General features: G+C 65.0%; 25 protein-coding genes. 16 read left to right on the top strand and 9 right to left on the bottom strand.

The window, feature by feature from the left end; translation table 11 throughout:
- The first annotated feature begins 52 nt into the window (after window positions 1–52).
- Both OH705_RS13615 and cycA read left to right on the top strand, forming a co-directional pair.
- Window positions 53–1417, top strand: coding sequence for a PepSY-associated TM helix domain-containing protein (locus tag OH705_RS13615; protein WP_267302357.1), 1365 nt, complete (start codon window positions 53–55; stop codon window positions 1415–1417).
- 231 nt (window positions 1418–1648) lie between these two features.
- Window positions 1649–3064: a D-serine/D-alanine/glycine transporter gene (gene cycA, locus OH705_RS13610; RefSeq protein ID WP_267302356.1), complete on the top strand. Its 1416-nt coding sequence runs from the start codon at window positions 1649–1651 to the stop codon at window positions 3062–3064.
- Between the two features lie 120 nt (window positions 3065–3184).
- Here the strand turns inward: cycA and OH705_RS13605 are convergent, their stop codons facing one another.
- Window positions 3185–3484, bottom strand: a complete 300-nt coding sequence (locus tag OH705_RS13605) for a hypothetical protein (protein WP_046854034.1) — start codon at window positions 3482–3484, stop codon at window positions 3185–3187.
- A gap of 519 nt (window positions 3485–4003) precedes the next feature.
- On the opposite strand from OH705_RS13605, the gene urtA reads away from it, so the two are divergent.
- From urtA to OH705_RS13570, 7 genes are all read left to right on the top strand, one after another.
- Window positions 4004–5269, top strand: a complete 1266-nt coding sequence (gene urtA / locus OH705_RS13600; protein WP_094012233.1) for an urea ABC transporter substrate-binding protein — start codon at window positions 4004–4006, stop codon at window positions 5267–5269.
- A gap of 111 nt (window positions 5270–5380) precedes the next feature.
- Entirely contained in the window at window positions 5381–6868 is a 1488-nt protein-coding gene (gene urtB / locus OH705_RS13595; protein ID WP_267302355.1) for an urea ABC transporter permease subunit UrtB, read from the top strand.
- Window positions 6868–7947, top strand: coding sequence for an urea ABC transporter permease subunit UrtC (gene urtC, locus OH705_RS13590; RefSeq protein ID WP_062572703.1), 1080 nt, complete (start codon window positions 6868–6870; stop codon window positions 7945–7947). The genes urtB and urtC overlap by 1 nt, the downstream gene beginning before the upstream one ends.
- On the top strand, window positions 7944–8801 hold the full coding sequence (gene urtD, locus OH705_RS13585) for an urea ABC transporter ATP-binding protein UrtD (RefSeq protein ID WP_267302354.1): 858 nt from the start codon (window positions 7944–7946) through the stop codon (window positions 8799–8801). Before urtC ends, urtD begins: the two co-directional genes overlap by 4 nt.
- Before the next feature lie 142 nt (window positions 8802–8943).
- Window positions 8944–9642 carry an urea ABC transporter ATP-binding subunit UrtE gene (gene urtE, locus OH705_RS13580; RefSeq protein WP_028691302.1) on the top strand — a complete coding sequence of 233 codons (699 nt, stop codon included), beginning with the start codon at window positions 8944–8946 and terminating at the stop codon, window positions 9640–9642.
- 31 nt (window positions 9643–9673) lie between these two features.
- Entirely contained in the window at window positions 9674–10198 is a 525-nt protein-coding gene (locus OH705_RS13575; protein ID WP_028691303.1) for a GNAT family N-acetyltransferase, read from the top strand.
- A gap of 5 nt (window positions 10199–10203) precedes the next feature.
- Entirely contained in the window at window positions 10204–10746 is a 543-nt protein-coding gene (locus tag OH705_RS13570; protein WP_267302353.1) for a GNAT family N-acetyltransferase, read from the top strand.
- A gap of 82 nt (window positions 10747–10828) precedes the next feature.
- Here the strand turns inward: OH705_RS13570 and OH705_RS13565 are convergent, their stop codons facing one another.
- Window positions 10829–11134: a chaperone modulator CbpM gene (locus OH705_RS13565; protein ID WP_028688225.1), complete on the bottom strand. Its 306-nt coding sequence runs from the start codon at window positions 11132–11134 to the stop codon at window positions 10829–10831.
- Window positions 11135–11136: 2 nt separating this feature from the next.
- On the bottom strand, window positions 11137–12102 hold the full coding sequence (cbpA, locus tag OH705_RS13560; RefSeq protein WP_267302352.1) for a curved DNA-binding protein: 966 nt from the start codon (window positions 12100–12102) through the stop codon (window positions 11137–11139).
- Window positions 12103–12264: 162 nt separating this feature from the next.
- Between cbpA and OH705_RS13555 the strand changes: the two genes are divergently transcribed.
- On the top strand, window positions 12265–13536 hold the full coding sequence (locus OH705_RS13555) for an Hsp70 family protein (protein ID WP_267302351.1): 1272 nt from the start codon (window positions 12265–12267) through the stop codon (window positions 13534–13536).
- Window positions 13537–13570: 34 nt separating this feature from the next.
- Here OH705_RS13555 and OH705_RS13550 read toward each other — a convergent pair whose 3' ends face one another.
- The 3 genes from OH705_RS13550 to OH705_RS13540 all read right to left on the bottom strand — a co-directional run bounded on the left by OH705_RS13550 (window position 13571) and on the right by OH705_RS13540 (window position 15786).
- Window positions 13571–14578, bottom strand: a complete 1008-nt coding sequence (locus OH705_RS13550) for an AI-2E family transporter (protein ID WP_023630089.1) — start codon at window positions 14576–14578, stop codon at window positions 13571–13573.
- A gap of 70 nt (window positions 14579–14648) precedes the next feature.
- On the bottom strand, window positions 14649–14933 hold the full coding sequence (locus tag OH705_RS13545; protein ID WP_023630090.1) for a PsiF family protein: 285 nt from the start codon (window positions 14931–14933) through the stop codon (window positions 14649–14651).
- A 64-nt stretch (window positions 14934–14997) separates the two neighbouring features.
- Window positions 14998–15786: an AraC family transcriptional regulator gene (locus tag OH705_RS13540; RefSeq protein WP_038706883.1), complete on the bottom strand. Its 789-nt coding sequence runs from the start codon at window positions 15784–15786 to the stop codon at window positions 14998–15000.
- 137 nt (window positions 15787–15923) lie between these two features.
- Between OH705_RS13540 and OH705_RS13535 the strand changes: the two genes are divergently transcribed.
- Entirely contained in the window at window positions 15924–16817 is an 894-nt protein-coding gene (locus OH705_RS13535) for a DMT family transporter (protein WP_104444847.1), read from the top strand.
- Here OH705_RS13535 and OH705_RS13530 read toward each other — a convergent pair.
- Window positions 16798–17688, bottom strand: a complete 891-nt coding sequence (locus OH705_RS13530; RefSeq protein WP_267302350.1) for a lipase family alpha/beta hydrolase — start codon at window positions 17686–17688, stop codon at window positions 16798–16800. The genes OH705_RS13535 and OH705_RS13530 overlap by 20 nt on opposite strands.
- Window positions 17689–17810: 122 nt before the next feature.
- Between OH705_RS13530 and osmE the strand changes: the two genes are divergently transcribed.
- On the top strand, window positions 17811–18152 hold the full coding sequence (gene osmE / locus OH705_RS13525; RefSeq protein WP_023631201.1) for an osmotically-inducible lipoprotein OsmE: 342 nt from the start codon (window positions 17811–17813) through the stop codon (window positions 18150–18152).
- Between the two features lie 6 nt (window positions 18153–18158).
- Window positions 18159–18716, top strand: a complete 558-nt coding sequence (locus tag OH705_RS13520) for a ferritin-like domain-containing protein (RefSeq protein ID WP_094012224.1) — start codon at window positions 18159–18161, stop codon at window positions 18714–18716.
- A 22-nt stretch (window positions 18717–18738) separates the two neighbouring features.
- On the opposite strand, the gene OH705_RS13515 is transcribed toward OH705_RS13520, so the two are convergent.
- A complete protein-coding gene (locus OH705_RS13515; protein ID WP_267302349.1) occupies window positions 18739–20805 on the bottom strand; it encodes an AsmA family protein in 2067 nt (688 codons plus the stop codon).
- A gap of 335 nt (window positions 20806–21140) precedes the next feature.
- Here OH705_RS13515 and OH705_RS13510 point away from each other — a divergent pair, with 335 nt between their 5' ends.
- From OH705_RS13510 to OH705_RS13500, 3 genes are all read left to right on the top strand, one after another.
- A complete protein-coding gene (locus OH705_RS13510) occupies window positions 21141–21641 on the top strand; it encodes a hypothetical protein (RefSeq protein ID WP_023632183.1) in 501 nt (166 codons plus the stop codon).
- Between the two features lie 122 nt (window positions 21642–21763).
- Window positions 21764–22396 (top strand): TetR family transcriptional regulator, encoded by a 633-nt coding sequence (locus OH705_RS13505; RefSeq protein WP_267302348.1) that lies wholly within the window; start codon window positions 21764–21766, stop codon window positions 22394–22396.
- A 216-nt stretch (window positions 22397–22612) separates the two neighbouring features.
- Window positions 22613–23701: an AGE family epimerase/isomerase gene (locus OH705_RS13500; RefSeq protein WP_110605597.1), complete on the top strand. Its 1089-nt coding sequence runs from the start codon at window positions 22613–22615 to the stop codon at window positions 23699–23701.
- Between the two features lie 52 nt (window positions 23702–23753).
- Here OH705_RS13500 and OH705_RS13495 read toward each other — a convergent pair whose 3' ends face one another.
- Window positions 23754–24521: an SDR family oxidoreductase gene (locus OH705_RS13495; protein ID WP_110605598.1), complete on the bottom strand. Its 768-nt coding sequence runs from the start codon at window positions 24519–24521 to the stop codon at window positions 23754–23756.
- Window positions 24522–24553 lie beyond the last annotated feature (32 nt).

The raw sequence follows: 24553 nt of genomic DNA, 5'->3' as shown, positions 1-24553 counted from the left end.
CAAACGGGCGCGGGACCTGACCGCGCCCACTTAAGGTCTACGGGAGGCTCTAATGAGCAAACCAAACGTTTCCTTCTACAACCTTGCGTGGCGCTGGCATTTCTATGCCGGGCTGTTCGTGGCGCCATTCATGATCCTGCTGGCGCTTACCGGGATCATCTACCTGTTCAAGCCGCAACTCGATCCGTTGATGTACCGCGAGCTGATGGTGGTCGAGGCCGGCCATCACCGACAGGGCGCCGACACGCTGCTGGCCAACGTGCGCCAGGCTTATCCACAAGGCCAGGTGGGACAGTATCTGCCGCCGGTGAGCGCCGAGCGCAGCGCACAGTTCGTGGTGCATGACGGCGGGCGCGAGCTGAATGTCTTCGTCGACCCGTACAGCGGCCAGGTACTGGGCGAGCAGGATGGCAAACAGAACCTGCAGGCCATCGCACGCGCCTTGCATGGCGAACTGATGGTCGGCACGGTCGGTGACCGGCTGGTTGAACTGGCGGCGGGCTGGGGCATTGTGCTGGTGGTGTCCGGGCTCTATCTCTGGTGGCCACGCGGGCGCAGCAGCGCGGGCGTGCTGTGGCCACGTTTCAGCGCGCGCGGCCGCTTGCTGTGGCGCGACCTGCATGCCGTCACCGGTTTCTGGGGCTCGGCCCTGCTGCTGCTGATGCTGCTCAGCGGCATGACCTGGACCGGGCTGTGGGGCAAACAGTACGCCGACCTGTGGAACCGCTTCCCGGCGGCCATGTGGAACGACGTGCCCAAGTCCGACAAAGAAGCCCGCGACCTCAACAGCGCCCACCGCCAGACCGTGCCGTGGGCGATGGAGAACACGCCGATGCCAGTGTCCGGCGCCCATGCCGAGCATGCCGGGCATCACATGATGGATCACGCCCCGGCGGCGCCGCAGGTGAGCCTGCAGCAGGTCGAGAACATCGCCAATCTGCGCGAGGTCGAGCCGGGCTACAGCATCACCCTGCCAAGCAGTGCTGACGGGGTGTTCACCATTGCGGTATTCGCTGACGATCCGCGCAACGACGCCACCCTGCATGTGGACCAGTACACCGGGAAGGTGCTGGCCGATGTGCGCTGGCAGGACTACAGCCCGGTGGCACGCGCCACCGAGCTTGGGGTGATGCTGCACGAAGGCAAGATGTTCGGGCCGTTGAACCAGCTCGTCATCCTGCTGGTGTGCCTGATGATCCTGCTGGGCTCGGTGAGCGGGCTGGTGATGTGGTGGAAGCGCAAGCCCACGGGTGGATTGGGCGTGCCGCCGCTGCGTCATGACCTGCCACGCTGGAAGACGGCAGTGGGGGTGATGGTGGTGCTGGGCGTCGCCTTCCCGCTGGTGGGGATTTCGATGGTGGTGATGTGGGGGGTGGATAGCCTGGTGGTGAGACGCCAGATCATGGTCAGGGCCTGATATCGCAATCGCGGGGCAAGCCCGCTCCCACGCCTGCCCTGTGAGATCAGCGTGGGAGCGGGCTTGCCCCGCGATGAGGCCGGCACCAACAACCATTGATTCCCGTCATGTCGAGCACCGCGCTGTACCGCCAAGATCGTGCCGATCTGCCACACCCGCGATTGGAACGCGACGTGATAGCCTACGCGGCTTTCGCTCACAAAAAGACTGACCCTCAATGGAATGCAGCCTATGACCCGGACCTCCCAGACACCCTCCGAAGAGCAGCACCTGCAACGCAACCTGACCAACCGTCACATCCAGCTCATCGCCATTGGCGGCGCCATCGGCACCGGCCTGTTCATGGGCTCGGGCAAGACCATCAGCCTGGCCGGCCCGTCGATCATCTTCGTCTACATGATCATCGGCTTCATGCTGTTCTTCGTCATGCGCGCCATGGGCGAGCTGCTGCTGTCGAACCTCAACTACAAGTCGTTCATCGATTTCTCCGCCGACCTGCTCGGCCCCTGGGCCGGCTACTTCACCGGCTGGACCTACTGGTTCTGCTGGGTGGTCACTGGCATCGCCGACGTGGTGGCGATCGCCGCCTACACACAATTCTGGTTCCCGGACTTGCCACAGTGGATACCGGCGCTGAGCTGCGTGGCCTTGTTGCTGTCGCTGAACCTGGTGACGGTGAAGATGTTCGGCGAAATGGAATTCTGGTTCGCCCTGATCAAGATCATCGCCATCATGGGCCTGGTCGCCACCGGCCTGTACATGGTTATCACCGGCTTCCAGTCGCCGAGCGGCCATACCGCCACCCTGGCCAACCTGTGGAATGACGGCGGCATGTTCCCCAACGGCCTGCTCGGTTTCTTCGCCGGCTTCCAGATTGCCGTGTTCGCCTTCGTCGGTATCGAACTGGTGGGCACCACAGCCGCCGAAGCGAAGAACCCCGAGCGCACCCTGCCGCGGGCGATCAACTCGATCCCGGTCCGCATCATCGTGTTCTACGTGCTGGCGCTGATCGCCATCATGGCCGTCACCCCATGGCGCGACGTGGTGCCGGGCAAGAGCCCGTTCGTCGAACTGTTCGTGCTGGCCGGCCTGCCGGCGGCGGCGAGCATCATCAACTTCGTGGTGCTGACTTCTGCGGCCTCGTCGGCCAACAGCGGCGTGTTCTCCACCAGCCGCATGCTGTTCGGCCTGGCCCAGGAGGGCGATGCGCCCAAGGCGTTCGAGAAACTCTCGCGCCGCGCGGTGCCGGCCAACGGCCTGTACTTCTCCTGCACCTGCCTGCTGCTGGGCGCGGTGCTGATCTACCTGGTACCCAATGTGATCGAAGCCTTCACCCTGGTGACGACGGTGTCGGCGGTGCTGTTCATGTTCGTCTGGACGCTGATCCTGCTGTCGTACCTGAGCTACCGCAAACAGCGCGCGGCGCTGCATGAGCAGTCCACCTACAAGATGCCCGGCGGGCGTTTCATGTGCTACGTGTGCCTGGTGTTCTTTGCCGGCATCCTGGTGCTGTTGAGCCTGGAGGCCGATACGCGCTCGGCGCTGGTGGTGACGCCGATCTGGTTTGTGCTGTTGGCGGTGACCTATCAGTTTGTGCGTAGCAAGCGCCAGCCGCGCAATGCGGTGAGAGGCGCGTCGAGCCGCTGATCGCAGGGGGCTGCTGCGCAGCCCTTTCGCTGGCAAGCCAGCTCCCACACGGTCAGGATTGCGCAGTACCTGTGGGAGCCGGCTTGCCGGCGAAAGGGCCGCACTGCGGCCCCGGCGATGTCAGCCGTGCTCCAACCCTTCAAGCACAGCCTCAGCCAACGCCAACCCCTTCTCCAGCGAGTTCTCCGTCGCCGTCAGCAGACTGCGCAACGGCTCCCCCGCCTTCTCCAACGCGGCAGCATTGGTTTCATACGCCGCCTTCAACGCCGCCACGGCGCACACCAGCGCATCCTCGCTATCGACCCCGGCCTGCACCGAGAGCATCGGCGCATGGGCGTGATTGCAGGTGCCGAAGTGGGAACTGGCGGTGACTGGACGTGATTTGCGCGGGGTGAGGTTGACCAGCGATTCCTGGTTCATGGTTGCACCTCTCGATGAAAGGTGGCGATCTCGGTAAATGCGAACGGTGGATCTGGAACGATCTTCTTGAGCATGGTGCATCTCCTTGCAGCTCTCTCTTATTGAAGCTCCGCTCCCACACGCCAATATGGGTGGACGAAGCCGTGCGGGTTGGCGTGCCGGCAGAGAGAACCGGTGAGCCCGAAGGCTCCCACACACGGCTCCGCCCATAACGGGTGCAGCCATGCAGAACACCGCCGCAAGCTGCGTCAGTGCTCGATCTCTCTGAATACGGGACGCCAATCCCGAACCGCAGAAACTACTGCGGTGCGGCACGGTACTCAAGTACCGCTTATGTGTCAAAAGTGTTCATCGCCCCGGGCCCCAATCCTGTGCAAGCCTGTGCAGCAAGCACCATCCTGGCCACACCCCGCGCCCCGATTCGTCGCATAACCGCTCTACCAAGCACATTCCATCGCTCGGCACAGCCCTTGCAATCTCCGATCTGGCCAACACCCACCATCACATCGGAGTGAGCACATGAAGCGACGCAGTCTGATCAAGGCCTTTACCCTCAGCGCATCGATCGCCGCGATGGGCCTGAGCTGGAGCATCCAGGCCGCCGAGACCATCAAGGTTGGCATCCTGCATTCGCTTTCCGGGACCATGGCCATTTCCGAGACCTCGCTCAAGGACATGGCGCTGATGACCATCGACGAGATCAACGCCAAGGGCGGGGTCAACGGCAAGCAGCTCGAGGCGGTGGTGGTGGACCCTGCGTCCAACTGGCCGCTGTTCGCCGAGAAGAGCCGCCAGTTGCTGACCCAGGATAAGGTGGCGGTGGTGTTCGGCTGCTGGACCTCGGTGTCGCGCAAGTCGGTGCTGCCGGTGTTCGAGGAGCTCAATGGCCTGCTGTTCTACCCGGTGCAATACGAGGGTGAAGAGATGTCGCCGAACGTGTTCTACACCGGCGCGGCGCCCAACCAGCAGGCGATCCCTGCGGTGGAATACCTGATGAGCGAGGACGGTGGCGGCGCCAAGCGCTTCTTCCTGCTGGGCACCGACTACGTCTACCCGCGCACCACCAACAAGATCTTGCGCGCATTCCTGCACAGCAAGGGCGTGGCCGACAAGGATATCGAAGAGGTCTACACGCCGTTCGGCCACAGCGATTACCAGACCATCGTCGCCAACATCAAGAAGTTCTCGGCGGGCGGCAAGACAGCGGTGATCTCCACGGTCAACGGCGACTCCAACGTGCCGTTCTACAAGGAGCTGGCCAACCAGGGGCTGAAGGCCACCGATGTGCCGGTGGTGGCGTTCTCGGTGGGTGAAGAAGAGCTGCGCGGCATCGACACCAAGCCGCTGGTGGGCCACCTGGCGGCGTGGAACTACTTCGAGTCGGTGGATAACCCGGTGAACCAGAAGTTCGTCGCCGACTGGAAGGCCTACGCCAAGGCCAAGGGCCTGCCCGGGGCCGACAAGGCGGTGACCAACGATCCGATGGAAGCCACCTACGTGGGCATTCACATGTGGGCGCAGGCCGCCGAGAAAGCCAAGTCCACGGACGTCGACAAAGTACGTGAAGCGTTAGCCGGGCAGAGCTTCAAGGCACCGTCGGGCTTCACCCTGACCATGGACAAGAGCAACCACCACCTGCACAAGCCGGTAATGATCGGCGAGATCCAGGATGACGGGCAGTTCAGTGTGGTCTGGCAGACAGAAGAGCCGTTGCGGGCGCAGCCGTGGAGCCCGTTCATTCCGGGGAATGACAAGCGGCCGGATTATGCGGTGAAGGGTAACTGAGTGCACTGGGGCTGCTGCGCAGCCCTATCGCGGATAAATCCGCTCCTACAGGTCCGTGTAGGAGCGGATTCATCCGCGATGAATCCACCGCCGATTTCCAGGATGGCCCGCATGCTCAGACTCCTGCTCACCTTTCTACTGCTACTGCCCCTGGCCACCCAAGCCAGCGAAGGCGAATTCTTCCTCAGCGCCAAACCCGCCGAACAGGCGCGCCTGCTCGAAACCTGGGCCGCGCAACCCGACGCCGCCCGCCTGCCGCTGCTGGACAACCTGCGCCAGGGCCGCATCGCTGAAAATGACACCCGCAAACTACGCCTGAACAACCGCCTGCGCGGCCTGATCGACAACGCCCTGGCCAGCCACCAGCTGCTCAGCGACAACAGCGCAATCCGCCTGGCCTCCGCCCAGCAGTTGCAGAAAAGCGCCCAGCCGGCACAGATGGCCTTCCTCGACCGGCGCTTCGCCGCCGAACCCGACGCCGCCGTGCACGCGGCCCTCGGCCTGGCCCTGGCCAACCTGCAACTGGGCGCCAGCGACCCGGCAGTGCGTCTGGCCGCCGTGCGTCTGCTCGGCGAAACCGGTGACCCGCTGGCCCGCACCCGGCTTGAAGCGCTACTACAACCCGACGCCGAAACCGACGCAGCCGTGCGCACCGCCGCCGAAACCAGCCTGGCCCAGGTACAGCGCAAGCTGCTGGTGGGCGAACTGCTCGGCCAGGCCTTCAGCGGTCTGTCGCTGGGCTCGATTCTGCTGCTGGCGGCACTGGGCCTGGCGATCACCTTCGGCCTGCTCGGGGTGATCAACATGGCCCACGGCGAGATGCTGATGCTCGGCGCCTACAGCACCTATATGGTCCAGGTGCTGCTGCAGCGCTATGCCCCCGGTGCCATCGAGTTTTACCCGCTGATCGCCCTGCCGGTGGCCTTCGCCGTCAGCGCCGGGGTCGGCATGGCCCTGGAGCGCACGGTGATCCGCCACCTGTATGGCCGCCCGCTGGAGACCCTGCTGGCCACCTGGGGCATCAGCCTGATCCTGATCCAGGCCGTGCGCCTGCTCTTCGGCGCGCAGAACGTCGAGGTAAGCAACCCGGCCTGGCTGTCCGGCGGCATCCAGGTGCTGCCCAACCTGGTGCTGCCGTACAACCGCCTGGTGATCATCGGCTTCGCCCTCGCCGTGGTGCTGCTCACCTGGCTGCTGCTCAACCGCACGCGGCTGGGCCTGAACGTGCGCGCGGTCACCCAGAACCGCAACATGGCCGCCTGCTGCGGGGTGTCCACCGGCCGCGTCGACATGCTCGCCTTCGGCCTCGGCTCAGGCATCGCCGGGCTCGGCGGCGTGGCCTTGAGCCAGGTCGGCAACGTGGGGCCGGACCTGGGCCAGAGCTACATCATCGACTCGTTCCTGGTGGTGGTGCTCGGCGGTGTCGGCCAACTGGCTGGCAGCCTGTGGGCGGCCTTCGGACTGGGCATCGCCAACAAACTGCTGGAGCCGCAGATCGGTGCGGTGCTGGGCAAGATCCTCATCCTTGCGCTGATCATTCTGTTCATCCAGAAGCGCCCGCAAGGCCTGTTCGCCCTCAAGGGACGGGTAATCGACTGATGAACCAGCCATTGATTGTCACTGCCACGCGCAAGGCCGGCACCCGGGTTTCAATGGCCGTCGGCGCCGTTGTCGTCCTGGTGCTGCTGGCCCTGCCGCTGCTGTCGCTGCTGCCCGACGGGCACGCCTTGCAGGTCTCGGCCTACACCCTGACCCTGGTCGGCAAGGTCCTCTGCTACGCCATCGTCGCCCTGGCCCTGGACCTGGTCTGGGGCTACGCCGGGTTGCTGTCGCTCGGCCATGGCCTGTTCTTCGCCCTGGGCGGCTACGCCATGGGCATGTACCTGATGCGCCAGGCGGCCGGCGACGGCCTGCCGGGGTTCATGACCTTCCTGTCGTGGAGCGAGCTGCCCTGGTACTGGGCCGGCACCCAGCATTTCGCCTGGGCGCTGTGCCTGGTGGTGCTGGCGCCGGGGCTGCTGGCGCTGGTGTTCGGCTTCTTCGCCTTCCGCTCGCGGATCAAGGGCGTGTATTTCTCGATCATGACCCAGGCCCTGACCTTCGCCGGGATGCTGCTGTTCTTCCGCAACGAGACAGGCTTTGGCGGCAACAACGGCTTCACCAGCTTCCGCACCATCGTCGGTTTCGACATCGCCGCCCAGGGCACCCGGGCCGTGCTGTTCCTGCTCACGGTCGGCCTGCTGCTGGGCAGCCTGTTCCTGTGCTGGCGCCTGACCCAGAGCAAGTTCGGGCGCCTGCTCACTGCCGTGCGTGACGCCGAGAACCGCCTGATGTTCTGCGGCTACGACCCGCGTGGCTTCAAGCTGCTGGTATGGGTGCTCAGCGCCGTGCTGTGCGGCCTGGCCGGGGCGCTGTACGTGCCGCAGGTGGGCATCATCAACCCCAGCGAGATGTCGCCGACCAACTCCATCGAGGCCGCCGTGTGGGTGGCCCTGGGCGGGCGCGGCACGTTGATCGGGCCTCTGCTCGGCGCCGGCCTGGTCAATGGCATGAAGAGCTGGTTCACCGTGGCGTTCCCCGAGTTCTGGCTGTTCTTCCTCGGCGCGCTGTTCATCCTCGTCACCCTGTACCTGCCCAAGGGCGTGGTCGGCCTTGTGAAGAAAAGGAGCCAGCCATGAGAAGCGTGCCCCCGGTGCATCCGGAATTCATGCTGGAGCCGATCTTCGACCAGATCGGCAGCGGTCGCGAGGCGATCGGCCTCGGTCGGCGCCGCGAGACTGGGCTCGACACCCGCCACGGCACGGTGCTGAGCCTGGAGGGCATCAGCGTCAGTTTCGACGGCTTCAAGGCGCTCAACGACCTGAACCTGTACATCGGCGTCGGTGAGTTGCGCTGCATCATCGGCCCCAACGGCGCCGGCAAGACCACGATGATGGACGTGATCACCGGCAAGACTCGGCCCGACACGGGGACCGCGTTTTTCGGCGACACCCTCGACCTGACCCGCATGAGCGAATGCCAGATCGCCCAGGCCGGCATCGGCCGCAAATTCCAGAAGCCCACGGTGTTCGAGGCGTTGACGGTGTTCGAGAACCTGGAGCTGGCGCTCAAGGCCGACAAGTCGGTGTGGGCCAGCCTGCTGGCACGCTTGAGCGGCGAGCAGCGCCAGCGCATCGACGAGGTGCTGACCACCTTGCGGCTGCTGCCCCTGGCCCAGCGCCAGGCGGGGTTGCTGTCCCACGGGCAGAAGCAGTTCCTGGAGATCGGCATGCTACTGGTGCAGGAGCCGAGGTTGCTGCTGCTCGACGAGCCGGTGGCGGGGATGACCGATGCCGAGACCGCGTTCACCGCCGAGCTGTTCCGCTCCTTGGCGGGCAGGCATTCGCTGATGGTGGTGGAACATGACATGGGCTTCGTCGGCAGCATTGCCGACCATGTGACGGTGCTGCACCAGGGGAGTGTGCTGGCGGAAGGGTCGCTGGCGCAGGTGCAGGAGGATGAGCGGGTGGTCGAGGTGTATCTCGGTAGATAGGCCTGTGAGGGTGGCGTGGGAGCGGCGGTGCGCCGATGCGACTTGCCCCGCGATTGCGTCCGCCCGGCCAACATCATTCCCAGGCCTGACGCTATCGCGGGGCAAGCCCGCTCCCACGAATTGAACGACTCAAGGGCAGAACATGCTGAAAATCGACACCCTGCACCAATACTACGGCGGCAGCCACATCCTGCGCGGCCTGTCCTTCGAGGCCAAGGTCGGCGAGGTCACCTGCCTGCTGGGCCGCAACGGCGTGGGCAAGACCACCCTGCTGCGTTGCCTGATGGGCCTGCTGCCGGCCCGCGAGGGCCGCGTGGAATGGGAAGGCAAACCCATTACCACGCTCAAGCCCCAGCAACGGGTCCAGGCCGGCATCGGCTACGTGCCGCAGGGCCGCGAAATCTTCCCGCGCCTGACCGTCGAGGAAAACCTGCTGATGGGCCTGTCGCGGTTCCCCGCCCGCGAGGCCCGGGAAGTGCCAGCCTTCATCTACGAACTGTTCCCGGTGCTGGAGCAGATGAAGCAACGCCGTGGCGGCGACCTCTCCGGTGGCCAGCAGCAACAGCTGGCCATCGGCCGCGCCCTGGCCAGCCGCCCGCGCCTGCTGATCCTCGACGAGCCCACCGAAGGCATCCAGCCGTCGGTGATCAAGGAAATCGGCGCGGTGATTCGCACGCTCGCCGACCGGGGCGACATGGCCATCCTGCTGGTGGAGCAGTTCTACGACTTCGCCGAGGAGCTGGCCGACCAGTACCTGGTCATGGCCCGCGGTGAGATCGTCCAGCGCGGCCGGGGTGAAAACATGCAGGCCGAAGGTGTGCGCGGCCTGGTTACCATTTAATCTGCAGCCACTTCCCTTGCGAGACGCTGTCATGAGTTACCAGATCCGCGACGCCCTGATCGACGACATGCCGGGCATCCTCGACATCTACAACGACGCCGTGGCCAACACCACGGCGATCTGGAACGAAACCCCCGTGGACCTGGGCAACCGCCAGGCCTGGTTCGAGGCCCGTGCGCAGCAGGGCTATCCGATCCTGGTGGCGGTGGACGACAGCGGCGTGCTGGGCTATGCCTCATTTGGCGACTGGCGGCCGTTCGAGGGCTTTCGCCACACCGTCGAGCATTCGGTGTACGTGCGTGGCGACCAACGCGGCAAGGGCCTGGGCCCGGTGTTGATGGACGCGCTGATCGAGCGCGCGCGCCACTGCGACAAACATGTGATGGTCGCCGCCATCGAGAGCGGCAATGCCGCGTCGATCCGCCTGCACGAACGCCTGGGCTTCAGCATCACCGGGCAGATGCCGCAGGTGGGGGTGAAGTTCGGGCGCTGGCTGGACCTGACCTTCATGCAGCTTTACCTGGATGACAACACCCTTCCCCCTTCAAGGACCTGAAGCCAATGAACACCGCCCAGCTGCACCGCGTCACCCACGAAGGCCTGGCGTACTACCGCGACGGGCTGGTGGCCCTTTTGCTGAATGCGGTGCGCCAGGGCGCGTCGGTGGGGTTTCTGGCCGATATCGACGAGCAGCAGGCCAAGACCTACTTCGATGAGGTGAAGGCAAAAATGGCCGGTGGCGAGCAACTGCTCTGGGTCATTGCCCAGGGGCAGGAAGTGCTGGGCAGCGTGCAGTTGGGGTTGTGCCTGAAGCCCAATGGGCTGAACCGGGCCGAGGTGCAGAAGTTGCTGGTGCACAGCGATGCTCGGCGGCGTGGGCTGGGGCAGCAGTTGATGGGGGCCCTGGAGGCCGAGACGCGGCGGATCGGGCGGGGGATGCTGTTTCTCGATACCGAGGCGGGGTCTGGGGCCGAGGCGTTCTATCGGGCGCAGGGGTACAGCAAGGCGGGGGAGATTCCGGATTATGCCTGCGGACCGGAAGGGGTGTACCGGGCAACAGCGTTGTATTTCAAGGTCCTGGCGCCGGCTTCAGAACGGCGTTGATGCAATCGCGGGGCAAGCCCGCTCCCACGAAGCACCTCGATGCCTGGCGTGGGAGCGGGCTTGCCCCGCGATGCTTTTACTCTTATATCTGGGTAAACCTGCCCAACCGCTGCTTCAACATGCTGTTCTCACTGCGTAACTGCTGCACCTCTTCCAACAGTTCCAGCGCCAGCGCCACCCCTTCCCACTCCAACTCCAGCTCCTGATGCAGCTTCACCGCGCGCTTCAGCGTCACCGGCGCGCGGTCATCGAACACCCACTCCTCGGGCGTTCGCCCTGACGGTTCGACAATACCGTGCTCGACGATCTCGATCACCCAGTCGGCCGATACATTGGCCTCCTGGCACAGGGTACGCATGTCCAGTTGAACGATCAGGGTGCTGCTCATGATCACTTACTCCATTGAGTCCTCGGATTGAACGCGGCTTTCTCGGAGAGCTGGGTCCACAGTTCGCGCGCGGCGGCGTCGGACTGGGCGGGCATGACCACCTTGAGCTGGGCGTACAGGTCGCCGCGCTCGCCCTGCTTGTTCAACAGGCCCATGCCCTTGACCCGCAGGCGCTGGCCGCTCTGGCTGTCGGGGCGGATGGTCAGGTTGATCTTGCCGGTCAGGGTCGGCACGGCCACCTTAGCGCCGAGCGCCGCTTCCCACGGTGCCAGCGGCACGGTGATGATCAGGTCATGGCCTTCGACATCGAACAGCGGGTGCGGTGCCATGCGGATGGTCAGGAACAGGTCGCCATTGGCGCCACCGCCCACGCCCGGCGCGCCCTGGCCCTTGAGGCGGATGCGCTCGCCGTCGGTCACCCCGGCAGGGATCTTCACGTTCAGGGTCTTGGTGGTGAACCCGGTGCGCTGGCCGGCAGCGTTAGTCTGCGGCACCTGGAAGCTGATCTGCTTGGATTCCTTGTTCAGGGTTTCCTCGAGGAACACCGCCAACTCCAGTTCCACGTCCTGCCCTCGCCTGCCGGTACTGCGTTGTTGCCGGCCACCGCCGCCACCGAAGGGGTTGCCACCCCGGGCGCCGAAGATCGAGCTGAAGAAATCGGAAAAATCGCCGCCCTCGAAGCCACCGCCGCCGCCATTGCCGCCACGGGACTGCCAGCCAGGCGGTGCCTGGAAAGGCCGGCCATGCTGGCCGCCATACTTGCGGATCTCGTCGTACTCGGCGCGCTTGTCCTTGTCGCCAAGCACTTCGTAGGCCTCGTTGGCCTCCTTGAACTTGTCCTCGGCGTCACGCTCCTTGCTGACATCCGGGTGATACTTGCGCGCGAGCTTGCGGTAAGCGGCCTTGATCGCCTTCTCGTCCGCGCTCGCCTCGACGCCGAGTATCTTGTAATAGTCTTTGAAGTCCATCTATGGATCACCGATGTGAATGTACGTATTGCTACTGAAGATTGGGGTCAAGCATAGCCTTTCAAGGTTCATCCGGGGTTGCGCTATCGCAGACGACCGGTCTTGATTTAGCCGCAGAACGGCATAAACTGCGCGGCCGTTTTGCCTCCGGAAGCTTTCTCCATGTCTGACGTATCCCCGGCCCGTGCCCTCGGCATCGACTTCGGCACCTCCAACTCCACGGTCGGCTGGCACCGCCCTGGCGCCGAATCGCTGATCGCCCTGGAAGACGGCAAGATCACCCTGCCGTCGGTGGTCTTCTTCAACATCGAGGAACGTCGCCCGGTGTATGGCCGCCTGGCCCTGCACGAGTACCTGGAGGGCTACGAAGGCCGCCTGATGCGCTCGCTCAAGAGCCTGCTGGGCTCCAAGCTGATCAAGCACGACACCAGCGTGCTGGGCAGCGCCCTGCCGTTCAAGGACCTGCTGGGCATGTTCATCGGCGAACTGAAAAAGCGCGCCGAAGCCGATGCCGGCCGCGAATTCAACCAGGTGGTGCTGGGCCGCCCGGTATTCTTCGTCGACGAGGACCCGGCCGCCGACCAGGAAGCCGAGGATACCCTGGCGGAAGTTGCGCGCAAGATCGGCTTCAAGGACGTGTCGTTCCAGTACGAACCGATCGCCGCGGCCTTCGACTACGAGTCGGGCATCAGCCGTGAAGAGCTGGTACTGATTGTCGATATCGGCGGTGGTACCTCGGACTTTACCCTGATCCGCCTGTCGCCCGAGCGCCACCTGGTGGCCGAGCGCCATGACGACATCCTCGCCACCGGCGGCGTGCACATCGGCGGTACCGACTTCGACAAGCAACTGAGCCTGCAGGGCGTGATGCCGCTGTTCGGCTACGGCAGCCGGATGAAGAGCGGCGCGCTGATGCCCACCAGCTACCACCTCAACCTGGCCACCTGGCACACCATCAACGCCCTGTATGCGCAGAAGTCGCAGCTGGCCCTGGGCAGCATGCGCTATGACATCGAGGACACCCTCGGCATCGACCGCCTGTTCAAGCTGATCGAGCAGCGCGCCGGGCACTGGCTGGCGATGGAGGTGGAAGCCAGCAAGATCGAGCTGACCGAGCGCGACAGCCGGAGCATCGACTTTGGCCGGATCGAACCGCAGCTGTCGGCCGAGCTGACCCGGGCACTGTTCGAAGATGCAATTGACGGTTTGCTCGAGCGCGTGCGCGGCAGTGTGAGCGAATTGCTGGCCAAGGCCGGCGTGAGCGAGAGCCAGGTGGACACGGTGTTCTTCACCGGCGGCTCCAGCGGCATTCCGGCGCTGCGCAACAGCGTGGCGGCGATGCTGCCCAATGCGCGGCATGTGGAAGGCAATATCTTCGGCAGCATTGGCAGCGGCCTGGCGATCGAGGCGCGCAAGCGTTACGGCGTGCTCTGATCGATTTGGGGCCGCTTTGCGGCCCTGGTGATCCTCAGACCAGCTCCGCCCGCTTCAACTCGCTCTTCAAGTAGGCGTAGTAGATCGGCCCCGCCACCACCCCCGGCAGGCCGAACGCCGCCTCGAACACCAGCATCGCCAGCAACAGCTCCCAGGCCTTGGCACTGATCTGCCCGCCGACGATCCGCGCGTTGAGGAAGTACTCGACCTTGTGGATCACGATCAGATAGCCCAGCGCCGCCATCGCCACCCAGATCGACAGCGACAGGCCAACGATGGTGATCAGGGTGTTGGACATCAGGTTGCCGATCACCGGCAGCAGCCCGAGCAGGAAGGTCAGCACGATCAGGGTCTTGGTCAGCGGCAGGTGCACGCCGAACAGCGGCAACACCACGGCGAGGAAGATGCCGGTAAAGAAGGTGTTGAGCAGCGAGATCTTGATCTGCGCGAAGACGATGTTGCGAAATGCCTGAACCAGCAGGCTCAGGCGCTCGAACAAGGCAGCGGCCAGGGGCTTGCGCCGGGAAATGTCGGGGATGCGCTGCAGGGCGACGATGGCGCCGAGGATCATGCCGATCAACAGGGTCACGAACATGTGCGCCATGCCCTTGCCCACGAGCTGCAACTCGCTCAGGTGACTCTTGAGCCAATCGCCGATGGCCACCTTGAACTCGGCCGCACTGGCCGGCAGGTAGGCGTCGATGAACGGCGGCAACTGGCCCCGCGCACGCTCGACCAAACCCATGAACTTGTCCAGCGAGGCGCCGGGGTTCTCGGCCTCATGCAACAGGAAACTGAAGGCGCCGGCGATCAGCAGGGTCAATGTGCTCACTACCAGGGTGCCAAGCAGCGCCACAGCGAGCCAGCGTGCGCGCTGCCCAGCGATCAGCGGTTGCAGGCGCGGCGTCAGCATGTTGACCAGCTCGAATACCAGCAGGCCGGCGAGCAAGCTGGGCAGCAGTTTCAGCGGCAACGCCAGCAGCAGGCCGGCGACAACGATGAGCAGGCTGGCAAGGGTGATCTGGCGGGGGGTGAAGGTCATACAGCCTCGACGGCAGACAGCGGAAAGTTCCGCAGTCTGCCAGCCTTCACGGCAGAGGCATAGGCGCAGGTCATTTCTTCTTCAGGCAGTCGCTCATGAAGGTCTTGCGTTCATCGCCCTTGAGCGCTTTGGTGGTGGCGTCGGCGTTGCAGGTTTTCATTTTTTCCTGCTGAGTGGCGGCGGGCTTGGCCTTGAGGCAGGTGCTCATGAATGCCTTGCGCTCGTCGCCCTTGAGCGCCTTGGCAGTGGCATCGGCGTTGCAGGTCTTCATCTTTTCCTGTTGCGCGGTGGCGGCAAATCCTTGCCCCGCGATCATCATGCCCAACACCAGCAGGGGTACGTGCAGCAGCTTCATGGCGTGGTCTCCTTGCCTGCGCGCCGGATGCGCGCTCGTCGCTGCTGAGTGTAGACAAGAATTTTTACATCTCTGTCCGCGCTCGCCGTCGGTACTGTTCCGGGGTGCACCGGGCCTGGCGCTGGAACATGGCTATGAAGGCCGAGGCGCTGCTGTAGCCGAGGTCGAAGGCGATGGACTGGATCGCGGTACCTGCCTCGAGCGCCTCGATGGCGCGCAGAAAGCGCAGACGCAGGCGCCATTCGCCGAAGCTCATTCCCAGTTCACGCAGGAACTGCCGCGCCAGGGTGCGCTCGCTGACATGCACCTGCCCGGCCCAGTGAGCCAGCGGGCGGTTGTCGCCGGGTTCGTCATGCAATCCTTCAAGCACCTGGCGCAGGCTGTCGCTGCGGGCGAAGGGCAGGTAGCAGGTCTGGGTCTGCGCCAGGTGCAACTGGTCCAGCAGCACCTGTGCCAGGCGCTGGTCACGGTCGTCCCGGGCGACGCGCAGGTCACGGCGGGCGAAGTCGCCAAGGATCGCCTTGAGGATGTCGCTGATCACCAGGCTGCAGGGTTGCGCCGGGAGGCCGGCACACAGGCTGCGGTCAAGGTAGACCGAGCGGTAGACGATGGCCTGGGGGTTGTAGCAGCCATGCTCGGTATCCGGCGGTACCCACACGGCGTAGTGCGGCGGCGAGATGAAGCGCTGGCCTTCGACGTCCAGGTGCATCAGACCATGGGACGCGTAGTTGAGCTGGCCCCAGGGGTGACGGTGCGGGGCGCTGTGGGTGTCGGCACCGAATTCGTCGTAGCGAAAGTACACCGGGGCCGGGAGCTGGTCGAAGCGCGGAATGTCGAGGTACTTGCGGGCCATGCTGTCTGCTTCGCGGGGTAGGTTGTCTGGATGGAAGTATAAGCATGCAAGCAGACAAGCGATAATACCCGCCGTCATACCCTCCCTGCAGGAGCGAGCCCGCTCCCGCAGGGGACACCCGCTACCTGAGAGTCCCAATGAACTACCTCTTCCCCCTCATCGCCATCCTCATCTGGGCCGGCAACACCGTGGTCACCAAGATGTCCGCGGGGGCCATCTTCCCGGCAGAGATCGGCTTCTACCGCTGGCTGCTGGCCGGCCTGCTGTTCACGCCCTTCCTGCTGCCCCAGGTCTGGCGCAATCGCGCGGCGATCCGCCCGCATCTGGGCAAGGTGTTCGTGCTGGGCGTGCTGGGCATGGCCATCTACCAGAGCCTGGCGTACTTCGCCGCCAGCATCACCAGCGCCACCAACATGGGCATCATTCTCTCGCTGATGCCGCTGATGTCACTGGCCCTGTCCATCGCCTGGCTGGGCCAGCGCCTGAGCTACGGCGCGCTGCTGGGCGCGATCGTGTCGTTCTTCGGTGTGCTCGAAGTTGTCTCGGCCGGGCACCCTGGCACGCTGCTACATCAGGGCCTGAACAGTGGCGACCTGATGATGCTGGTGGCCACCCTCGCCTATGCGCTGTACAGCTTCCTGCTGAAGAAATGGCAGCTGCGCCTGCCGCCGCTGCAGTTGCTCTACCTGCAGGTGCTGGTGGCTATCCTGGTGCTGCTGCCGCTGTTCGTGCTGTCACCGAAGACCGGGCTGAACGGCCACAACTTCGGCCTCGTGCTGTATGCCGGCCTGCTGGCCTCGATGGTGGCGCCGCGGGTATGGATGCAGGCCGTGCATCGCCTTGGCCCGAGCCGCACCACGCTGTTCTTCAACCTGCTGCCGGTGGTCACGGCGGTGATCGCCGCCGTGGTGCTGGACGAGCAACTGGCCAGTTATCACCTGGTTGGCGGCTTGCTGACACTGGTCGGCGTGCTGCTGGCCGAGCGCTGGACAACGCCAGTACGGCGCACGGTCACAACCCCGCGGCCTTGAGCCGCGCAGCATGTTCGCTGAACAGCCGCACCGGCTCGGCTCCCTTGCCCACGGCGCCGAGGGACTGGTTGACGATGTCCAGGTGATCGAGCGGATAGTCGTCGCCGATCACTTGGCCCAGGTGCGAGCTGAAGCGCCCGACCATGCCGTCGCAGTGACCCTTCTCGCGCACGAAGCTACGGGCGAACAGACGGCAGAAGCGATTGCTGCCGTCGAAGCGGTTCAACCCCTGGTCGGTGCGGCCCGGCTGCAAGGTGCCTGACCAGGAGTAGTAACGCACGCCGTTCACCTCGGCCGGCCCCTCGCCGCCCCAGACCTCGGGCAGCCCCTGTGGATAAGCCTGGTTGAACAGCGCCACCCCGGCGCTGGTCAGCGACTGGTGCGAGGCATGCACGTCGATCGGCAGCGGATCCCGGCGCCAGCCGGTCTCCAGCCAGCCCAGCAGCACGGCGAAACCATGCAGCACGGCCTTGAGGAGGCGCCCCTTGGCGGAGTGGCCCGGCGCCGTGCGTTCAAGGTGGTCGGCCAGTTCCGAGCCATGGTTGGGGCCGGCCACCGAGGTCACCGAGGCCACCCGGCCTGGCCGCTTCGCCGCCGCATAGCGGGCACTGAGCGCGCCCTGGCTGTGGCCAATCAGGTTGACCTTCTCGGCCCCCGTTCGCCGGCAGATGTCCTCGATGATGATCAACAGTTGCTCGCCGCGCACCTCGCTGGAATGCAGCGGCGACACCTGCACCGGATACACCTGCGCGCCGCCCCGGCGCAACGCCGGGACAATGCCGAACCAGTAGGGATACAGCAGCGCCCGCACGAAACCGAGCATGCCCGGCACCAGCACCAGTGGATAACGCGTGGCCAGTTCCTGACTCATCACCCTGCCCTCTTCCATGGACGACCGGCCCACACTACAGCGCGCCCTGTGTCATTCGCAATCGAACTCCCGGCGTGCTGCGCGGTTCCAAGCAGAACAGACCCTGAGCAAGGAGCGGGACCATGTACAAGCAGACCCTGGCCATCCTTCTGGCAAGCGCCACCCTCGCCGCCTGCGGCAGCCGCCCGGAAAACCCGGTGGACTACGTCACCTACCGCGACGAGCCGCTGGTCAAGCAGGTGGAGCACGGCATGACCATGCAGAAGGTCATCGCCATCGGCGGCAGCCCTTCGAATGTCAGCGACCTGCCCCACGGCGGCACCTGCAACGACTACATCCTCAACCGCGATGGCCAGCAACAGCCCTATTACGTGCGCTTCGACGCCACCGGCCATGTCGACGCCAAGGGCTTCAAGACCTGCAAGCAACGCCAGGAAGACAGCGACGCCGTCCACGGCGCATGACACCCCATGACTACCCTGATCCTTTCGGAGATGAACATGAGCGTTGAACTGACCGATGTGAAAACCCTGCGCGAACGTGCCCGTCAGCATGTCGAGCAAGGCGCGGTGACCGAGGGTTACCACGCCGATCGCGAGAAGATCCTGCGCCTGCTCAACGAGTCGCTGGCCACCGAGCTGGTCTGCGTGCTGCGCTACAAGCGTCACTACTTCATGGCCAGCGGTATCAAGGCCAGCGTCGCCGCCACGGAGTTCCTCGAGCACGCCACCCAGGAAGCCGAGCATGCCGACAAGCTGGCCGAGCGCATCGTGCAATTGGGCGGCGAGCCAGACTTCAACCCCGACAACCTGACCAAGAATTCCCATGCCCAGTACGTGGCGGGCAGTTCATTGAAGGAGATGGTGCTGGAGGACCTGGTGGCCGAACGGATCGCCATCGACAGCTACCGCGAGATCATCCAGTACATCGGTGATAAAGACCCGACCACTCGGCGCATCTTCGAAGACATCCTGGCCCAGGAAGAAGAGCACGCCGACGATATGTCGGATCTGTTGCAGGGGTTGTAAATATTGGGGGCGCGCAGCGCCCCTACTTCTTGGCCTTCACCGCCGCCGGCGCCTTGCCGGCGCGCATCTGCTGCAACAACGGCGTGCACTGGTTGGGCACATCCCCGCTGCTCGGCGCGATCAGCGCCAGCAGCCCCGCCGCAGGCCCCGCCACCACCCCCAACGCCACCATCCCCGCGCCACGCAGCGCCAGCGGCACTGCCTGCACACCGGCACTGGGCTTGGCGAACGGCCCGCGCACGTACAATGGCGACCGCAGCGAGAACAGCCGCAGCCCTTTCGATTCCGGGGTGATCTTCAGGTCCAGTTGCTCGCTGGCGAAATTGGCCGTGCCGTCGATGTAGATGATCGCGTTCTCGGTATCGAAGACGAACAGGCGGGTGGTCGCCAGGCCCTCCTTGATGCCGACATCGGCTGCGGCACAGTTGATCTTCACTTCCTCATCGCCAAACAGCTTGCCGATCACGTAGTTGCCCACGTTGAGCCCAGCGATCTCCATCAGGCTGCGGCTGATGGCGCCATCGTTGATCAGCAGGCGCAGGTCGCCGTTGGAAGTACCGAGCAGCGCCGCCACCGAGTTGCCCCTGCCACTGATATCGGCGTCGCCGTTGAGCTCGCCGAAGCTGGTCTGCATGGGCGCGAAGCTGGGGAACAATTGCTTGAGCTTGAAGCCCCGGGCGGTGAGCTGGGCACGCCCCTGCAGCGGCGTGCTGCGCCCGTCCAGGCGGATGTTGGAATCGAGGTTGCCCCCGGCCACGCCAAAGCGCAGCGGTTCCAGGCGCAGCAGGCCGTCCTCGAGAATCACATGGGCAGATAGGTCATTGAACGGCAGTTTCTCGCTGTGCACGATGCGCTTGCCGGCGAAGGTCACATCGGCATCCATCGCCCGCCAGCGCTCGGTGCGGAACTCCTCTACCGGCAACACCTTGTTGGCCGGCTGCTTGCTGGCGCCGCCCCGGGCCTTCTGATCGGCGTTCGAATCGGCGCCGATCAGCGGTGCCAGGTCCTTGAACAGCAGTTGGTTGGAGACCAGGTTGCCGGACAGTTTCGGCCGGGGCTGGCTGGCGACGAAGGCCAGGTCGCCGTGGATATCACTGTCGCCGATCTTGCCGTTGAAGCCTTCATAGCGGAAATGCGCGCCCTCGGCGGCATGCAGGTTGGCGCTCAGGTGGCCGTCGGTGGCGTAGGGTGGCGTGTCTGGCAGGGTCACGCCGGTCAGCGGGTAGAGGTTGCCCAGGCTGCTGCCGGAGAGCTTCAGGCGCAGGTCGAGGGCGCCCAGGTTGCGGGGGTCGGTCAGGGTACCGGCAAGGGCGACGTGGGTATCGCCGATGCGCACGTCGGCCTGCAGCGGGAATGGCTGGCTGGCATCCTGCAGCGCCAGCAGGCCGCCGATCTTGCCGGTGCCGGCAACCGCCTGGCCCTTGTAGCGCCCCTGGGCCTTGAAGCCGAAGGCATAGTCCTGGGCATTGCCGGCTTTCTCGGCGCGGGCCTTGCCGACGATATCGCTGAACGGGATCGGCTTGCCCAGCGGATCAACCTGCACTTTCATGCTGGTTTTCAGGGTCTGGTCGTCGAAGCTGACATTGCCCTGGTCGAAGCCGATCGCGCCGATGTCCAGCACCCACTTCGACGGCTCCTCGTGCTCATCCTTGGGCCCGAAGTCGAACACCCAGTTGGCCCGGCCATCGGCCAGGCGGGTGAGGCTGGCACTGGGCTTGACCAGGTCGATGCGCGGGATGCTGATGCGCTGGACGATCAGCGGCAGCGGCGCCAGGCGAAAATCCACTCGCTCCAGGCCCACCATGCGCGGCTCCTTGAGCCATTCGGGGTTGCCCAGGGTGAGGTCTTCGGCGGTGAAGTGCGGCCAGGGCACGAAGGCACGCCAGCCACCCTCCTCGGGTTCGGTGCGCCAGTGCACGGCGAGGTTGCCGTTGATCGCGAAAGGCCGGTGCAGGGCTTCGGAGACTTTCTCGTTGAGCAGCGGCTTGACGCGGTTCCAGTCGAAGGTGGCGATCACCACCACCAGGATTGCCAACAGGGTGGCCAGGGTGGCGAAGGTCCAGACGATGATTCTGGCAGGGCGCGTCATTGCGTGATTCTCCTGACTGCTTGGAAGGCGGCGCGACGATGGCACTCATTATGTCGGACTGATGAAAACCCGCCGGGTTTAATCCGCGCAGCATGATAACCAAGATTTTCCTGACGATTTTCTCAGCTTTTGGTCTACGGAGCGTGGCAGTGTTACCGGGGAGTCGACTTGCCTCAATGCTCGGCGCATCGCCGAAAACATTGAGCCAGAGCGCTCCGCGCACAGTATCAATGCCGTCGATTGTTACCATTATCCTGATGAACTTTTCTCTGGAGTTACCGGGCGTAGCATTGGCTCCGTACCCACTTTCCAGCCCCCCAGAGGAGCACCGAATCATGAAACGCCATCTGCTGCTGAGCCTGACCCTGTCCGTACTTGCTGCCAACGCCTTCGCCCTGCCAGCCGAAGACCAGCACCTGAGCGCCGAGTCGCGCTCCAGCACCATCACCGTCAGCCAACCGCTGAACACCCTGGCAGAAGGTGGCGCCGAGCGCCTGCAGGAACGTGCAGGCCGCGTGGCCGAAGGCGGTGCCGAACGCCTGCTCGAACGTAACAACCGTGTTGCCGAAGGTGGCTCTGATCGCCTGATCGAACGCAATGACCGTGTCGCCGAGGGTGGTTCGGATCGCCTGATCGAACGCAACGACCGTGTCGCCGAGGGTGGCTCTGATCGCCTGATCGAACGCAATGACCGTGTCGCCGAAGGTGGCTCCGATCGCCTGATCGAACGCAACGACCGCGTCGCCGAAGGTGGCTCCGATCGCCTCAACGAACGCAACAACCGTGTAGCCGAGGGTGGCTCGGATCGCCTGGTCGAACTCAGCCGTGTGAGCTGATCGCCATGGCCGAAAACAACAACCCTCCGTGCGGTAGCTGCTCCCCTCCAAGCCCGGTCCATTGACCGGGCTTCGTTTTTCTATCCAGAATGCCCAGCCGTACCGTCATAGAAGCCTGCCCCATGCTGCCGCGCGCCGAACAGAAGCTACAAACCCGCCAGGCCCTGCTGGATGCCGCCTGCCTGCTCATGGAGAGCGGCCGGGGTTTCGGCAGCATCAGCCTGCGCGAGGTGGCCAAGGCCGCCGGCATCGTGCCCACCGGCTTCTACCGCCACTTCCCTGACATGGATGCCCTGGGCCTGGCCCTGGTCGCCGAGGTGGACACCACCTTCCGCCAGACCATCCGCCTGGTGCGCCATAACGAATTCGAACTGGGTGGCATCACCGATGCCTCGGTGCGCATCTTCCTCGACGTGGTCGCCGCCCACCGCGCGCAGTTCCTGTTCCTCGCCCGCGAGCAGTACGGCGGCTCGCAACCGGTGCGCCAGGCCATCGCCCGCCTGCGCCAGGACATCAGCACCGACCTGGCCACCGACCTTGCGCGCATGCCGCGCTGGCGGCACCTGGACGGCGCCGCCCTGGCGGTGATGGCCGACCTGGTGGTCAAGACCGTGTTCGCCACCCTGCCCGAGCTGATCGACAGCCCCGAACCGGGCCATGCACAGGCACTGACGGCACAGGAAAAGATCACCCAGCAACTGCGCTTCATTTTTGTCGGCGCTCGGCATTGGCAGGGGCTGGGCAATCCAGCCTGACGCTTTTGCCCAAACAGGATCATGGGAGCGGGGGGGGGGGGGGGGGGGGGGGGGGGGGGGGCGGGCCCCCCCCCCCCCCCCCCGAGCGGGGGGGGGGCGCACCCGCCCCCCCCCCACCCCCCCCCCCCCCCCCCCCCTCCCACGCTGCCCGTTCCCACGAACCGATGGCCACTTCTGCTACCATGGCGCCCTGCCCGACCGTCCACGAGCGCCACCATGTCCGACCCCCGCCCCGCACTGACCCGTTTCCAACAGCACTTCGCCGAGCGCATCGTGCCGCTGTGGCAAGGCCCGGGCTGGAACGCCGACATGGCCCTACCGTACGAAGCTTTGGACACCCAGCACCGGCCACTGCCAGTGCAACGCTACCGGGCCATGGCCTGCGCCCGCCAGCTGTACCTGTTCAGCAACCGCATCGAACAACCTGGCGCCGCCGAACGCGCCGCGGCATTGTTCCGTTCGTTGCAGAAGCACTTCCATGACGCCGAACACGGCGGTTGGTTCTACAGCATCGACTCCCAGGGCAGGCCGCTGGACCGGCGCAAGGACCTCTACACCCACGCCTTCATCGTCTTCGCTTGCGCCCATTACCTGGGCAAGGTCGGCGAAGGGCTGGTGGAGGCCACGCTCAATGGCGCCCTCGAAGTGATCCACGAGCAGTTCGCCCGCGACGATGGCCTGTACGAGGCCAGCCTGGGTGAGGATTGGTCAGACCTGGGCAGCGGCCCGCTGCAGAACCCGCAGATGCACTTGGCCGAGGCCTTCCTGCAGGTGCTGGCCGTACGTGAGGACGACGACGTTCGCCAATCGCTGCTGCAGTTGTGCGAAGCGCTGCAGGCGCAGTTCGTCGAACCGGCCCATGGTCTGATGCTGGAGAAGCCGCGCGGGGCTGTGGATAACTGGTTTGAGCCGGGCCACCAGTTCGAATGGTTCTACCTGCTCGACACTTCCGGGTTGCTGCGCGGTACTGCGCTGCATGCCTCCATCGAGCGGGCCTTCGACTTCGCCGAACAGTGCGGCGTAAAGGATGCTGCGGTGCTGGCGACGCTGGATGTGGACGGCAAGGTGATCGACGCGACACAGCGTATCTGGGCCCAGGCGGAGTACCTGCGGGCACTGGCCCTGCGGCCGGGAAGCGAGGCGCGGCTGCTTGAGCAACTCACGGCGCTGGAGTCACGCTTCCTGCATGAAGGCGGCTGGCATGAGTGCCGCGATGGCGAGGGGGCGGTGAGCCGCCATGACATGCCGTCGACCACGCCCTATCATTTGGCGACTTGCCTCGAAGGTCTGCAGCGCCTGACCTGACGCTATCGCGGGGCGGTGCGCCGATGCGACTTGCCCCGCGATCATCAGCGAATCAACCTTTAGCCGACCGGTCGATCGAGAACCCTGCCCAGTCCTGGCTAACCGGCATCAGCTCAAGGCTATTGATGTTGATATGCGCCGGCTGGTTGAGGATCCAGAAGATGGTCTCGGCGATGTCCTGCGGCTGGATCGGCTCGGCACCGGCGTAGGTAGCGTCGTACTTTGCCTGGTCGCCGCCGAAACGCACCAGCGAGAACTCGCTTTCGCACAGTCCCGGCTCGATGTTGCTGACCCGCACGCCAGTGCCGCGCAGGTCGCAGCGCAGGCTCAGCGAGAACTGGCCGACGAAAGCCTTGGTGCCGCCATACACATTCGCGCCCGGGTACGGGTAGTTACCCGCGACCGAACCGACATTGAGGATCGACGCGCCGCGCCCGTGGGCGATCAGGCGCGGCAGCAACAGGCGGGTGGTGTACATCAGGCCCTTGATGTTGGTGTCGACCATGGTTTCCCAGTCGTCCAGGCTGCAGTTCTGCGCCGCATCCACACCCAATGCCAGGCCGGCATTGTTGACCAGGCCCTGGAGCTTGTCGAAGCTCGGCGGCAGGGTGGCGATGGCGGCCTCCATGGCCTGGCGATCACGCACATCGACCACCAGCCCATGCACCTCGGTCTTTGCCGAAAGTTCTTGGCACAGCGCATCCAGGCGCTCCTTGCGGCGACCGGTGAGCACCAGCTTCCAGCCGGCATCGGCGAAACGGCGGGCGGTGGCTTCACCGAAACCGGAGGTCGCGCCAGTGATGAATACTGTTGATGTCATGCTCTTATCCTTGGGTGTACTCGGCGGGGCTT

The organism is Pseudomonas sp. BJa3, from assembly GCF_026343815.1.
In the GTDB taxonomy this organism is placed as follows: domain Bacteria; phylum Pseudomonadota; class Gammaproteobacteria; order Pseudomonadales; family Pseudomonadaceae; genus Aquipseudomonas; species Aquipseudomonas soli.
The sequence above is the reverse complement of the archived record's forward strand: the minus strand, read 5'-3'. Positions and strand labels throughout refer to the sequence as shown.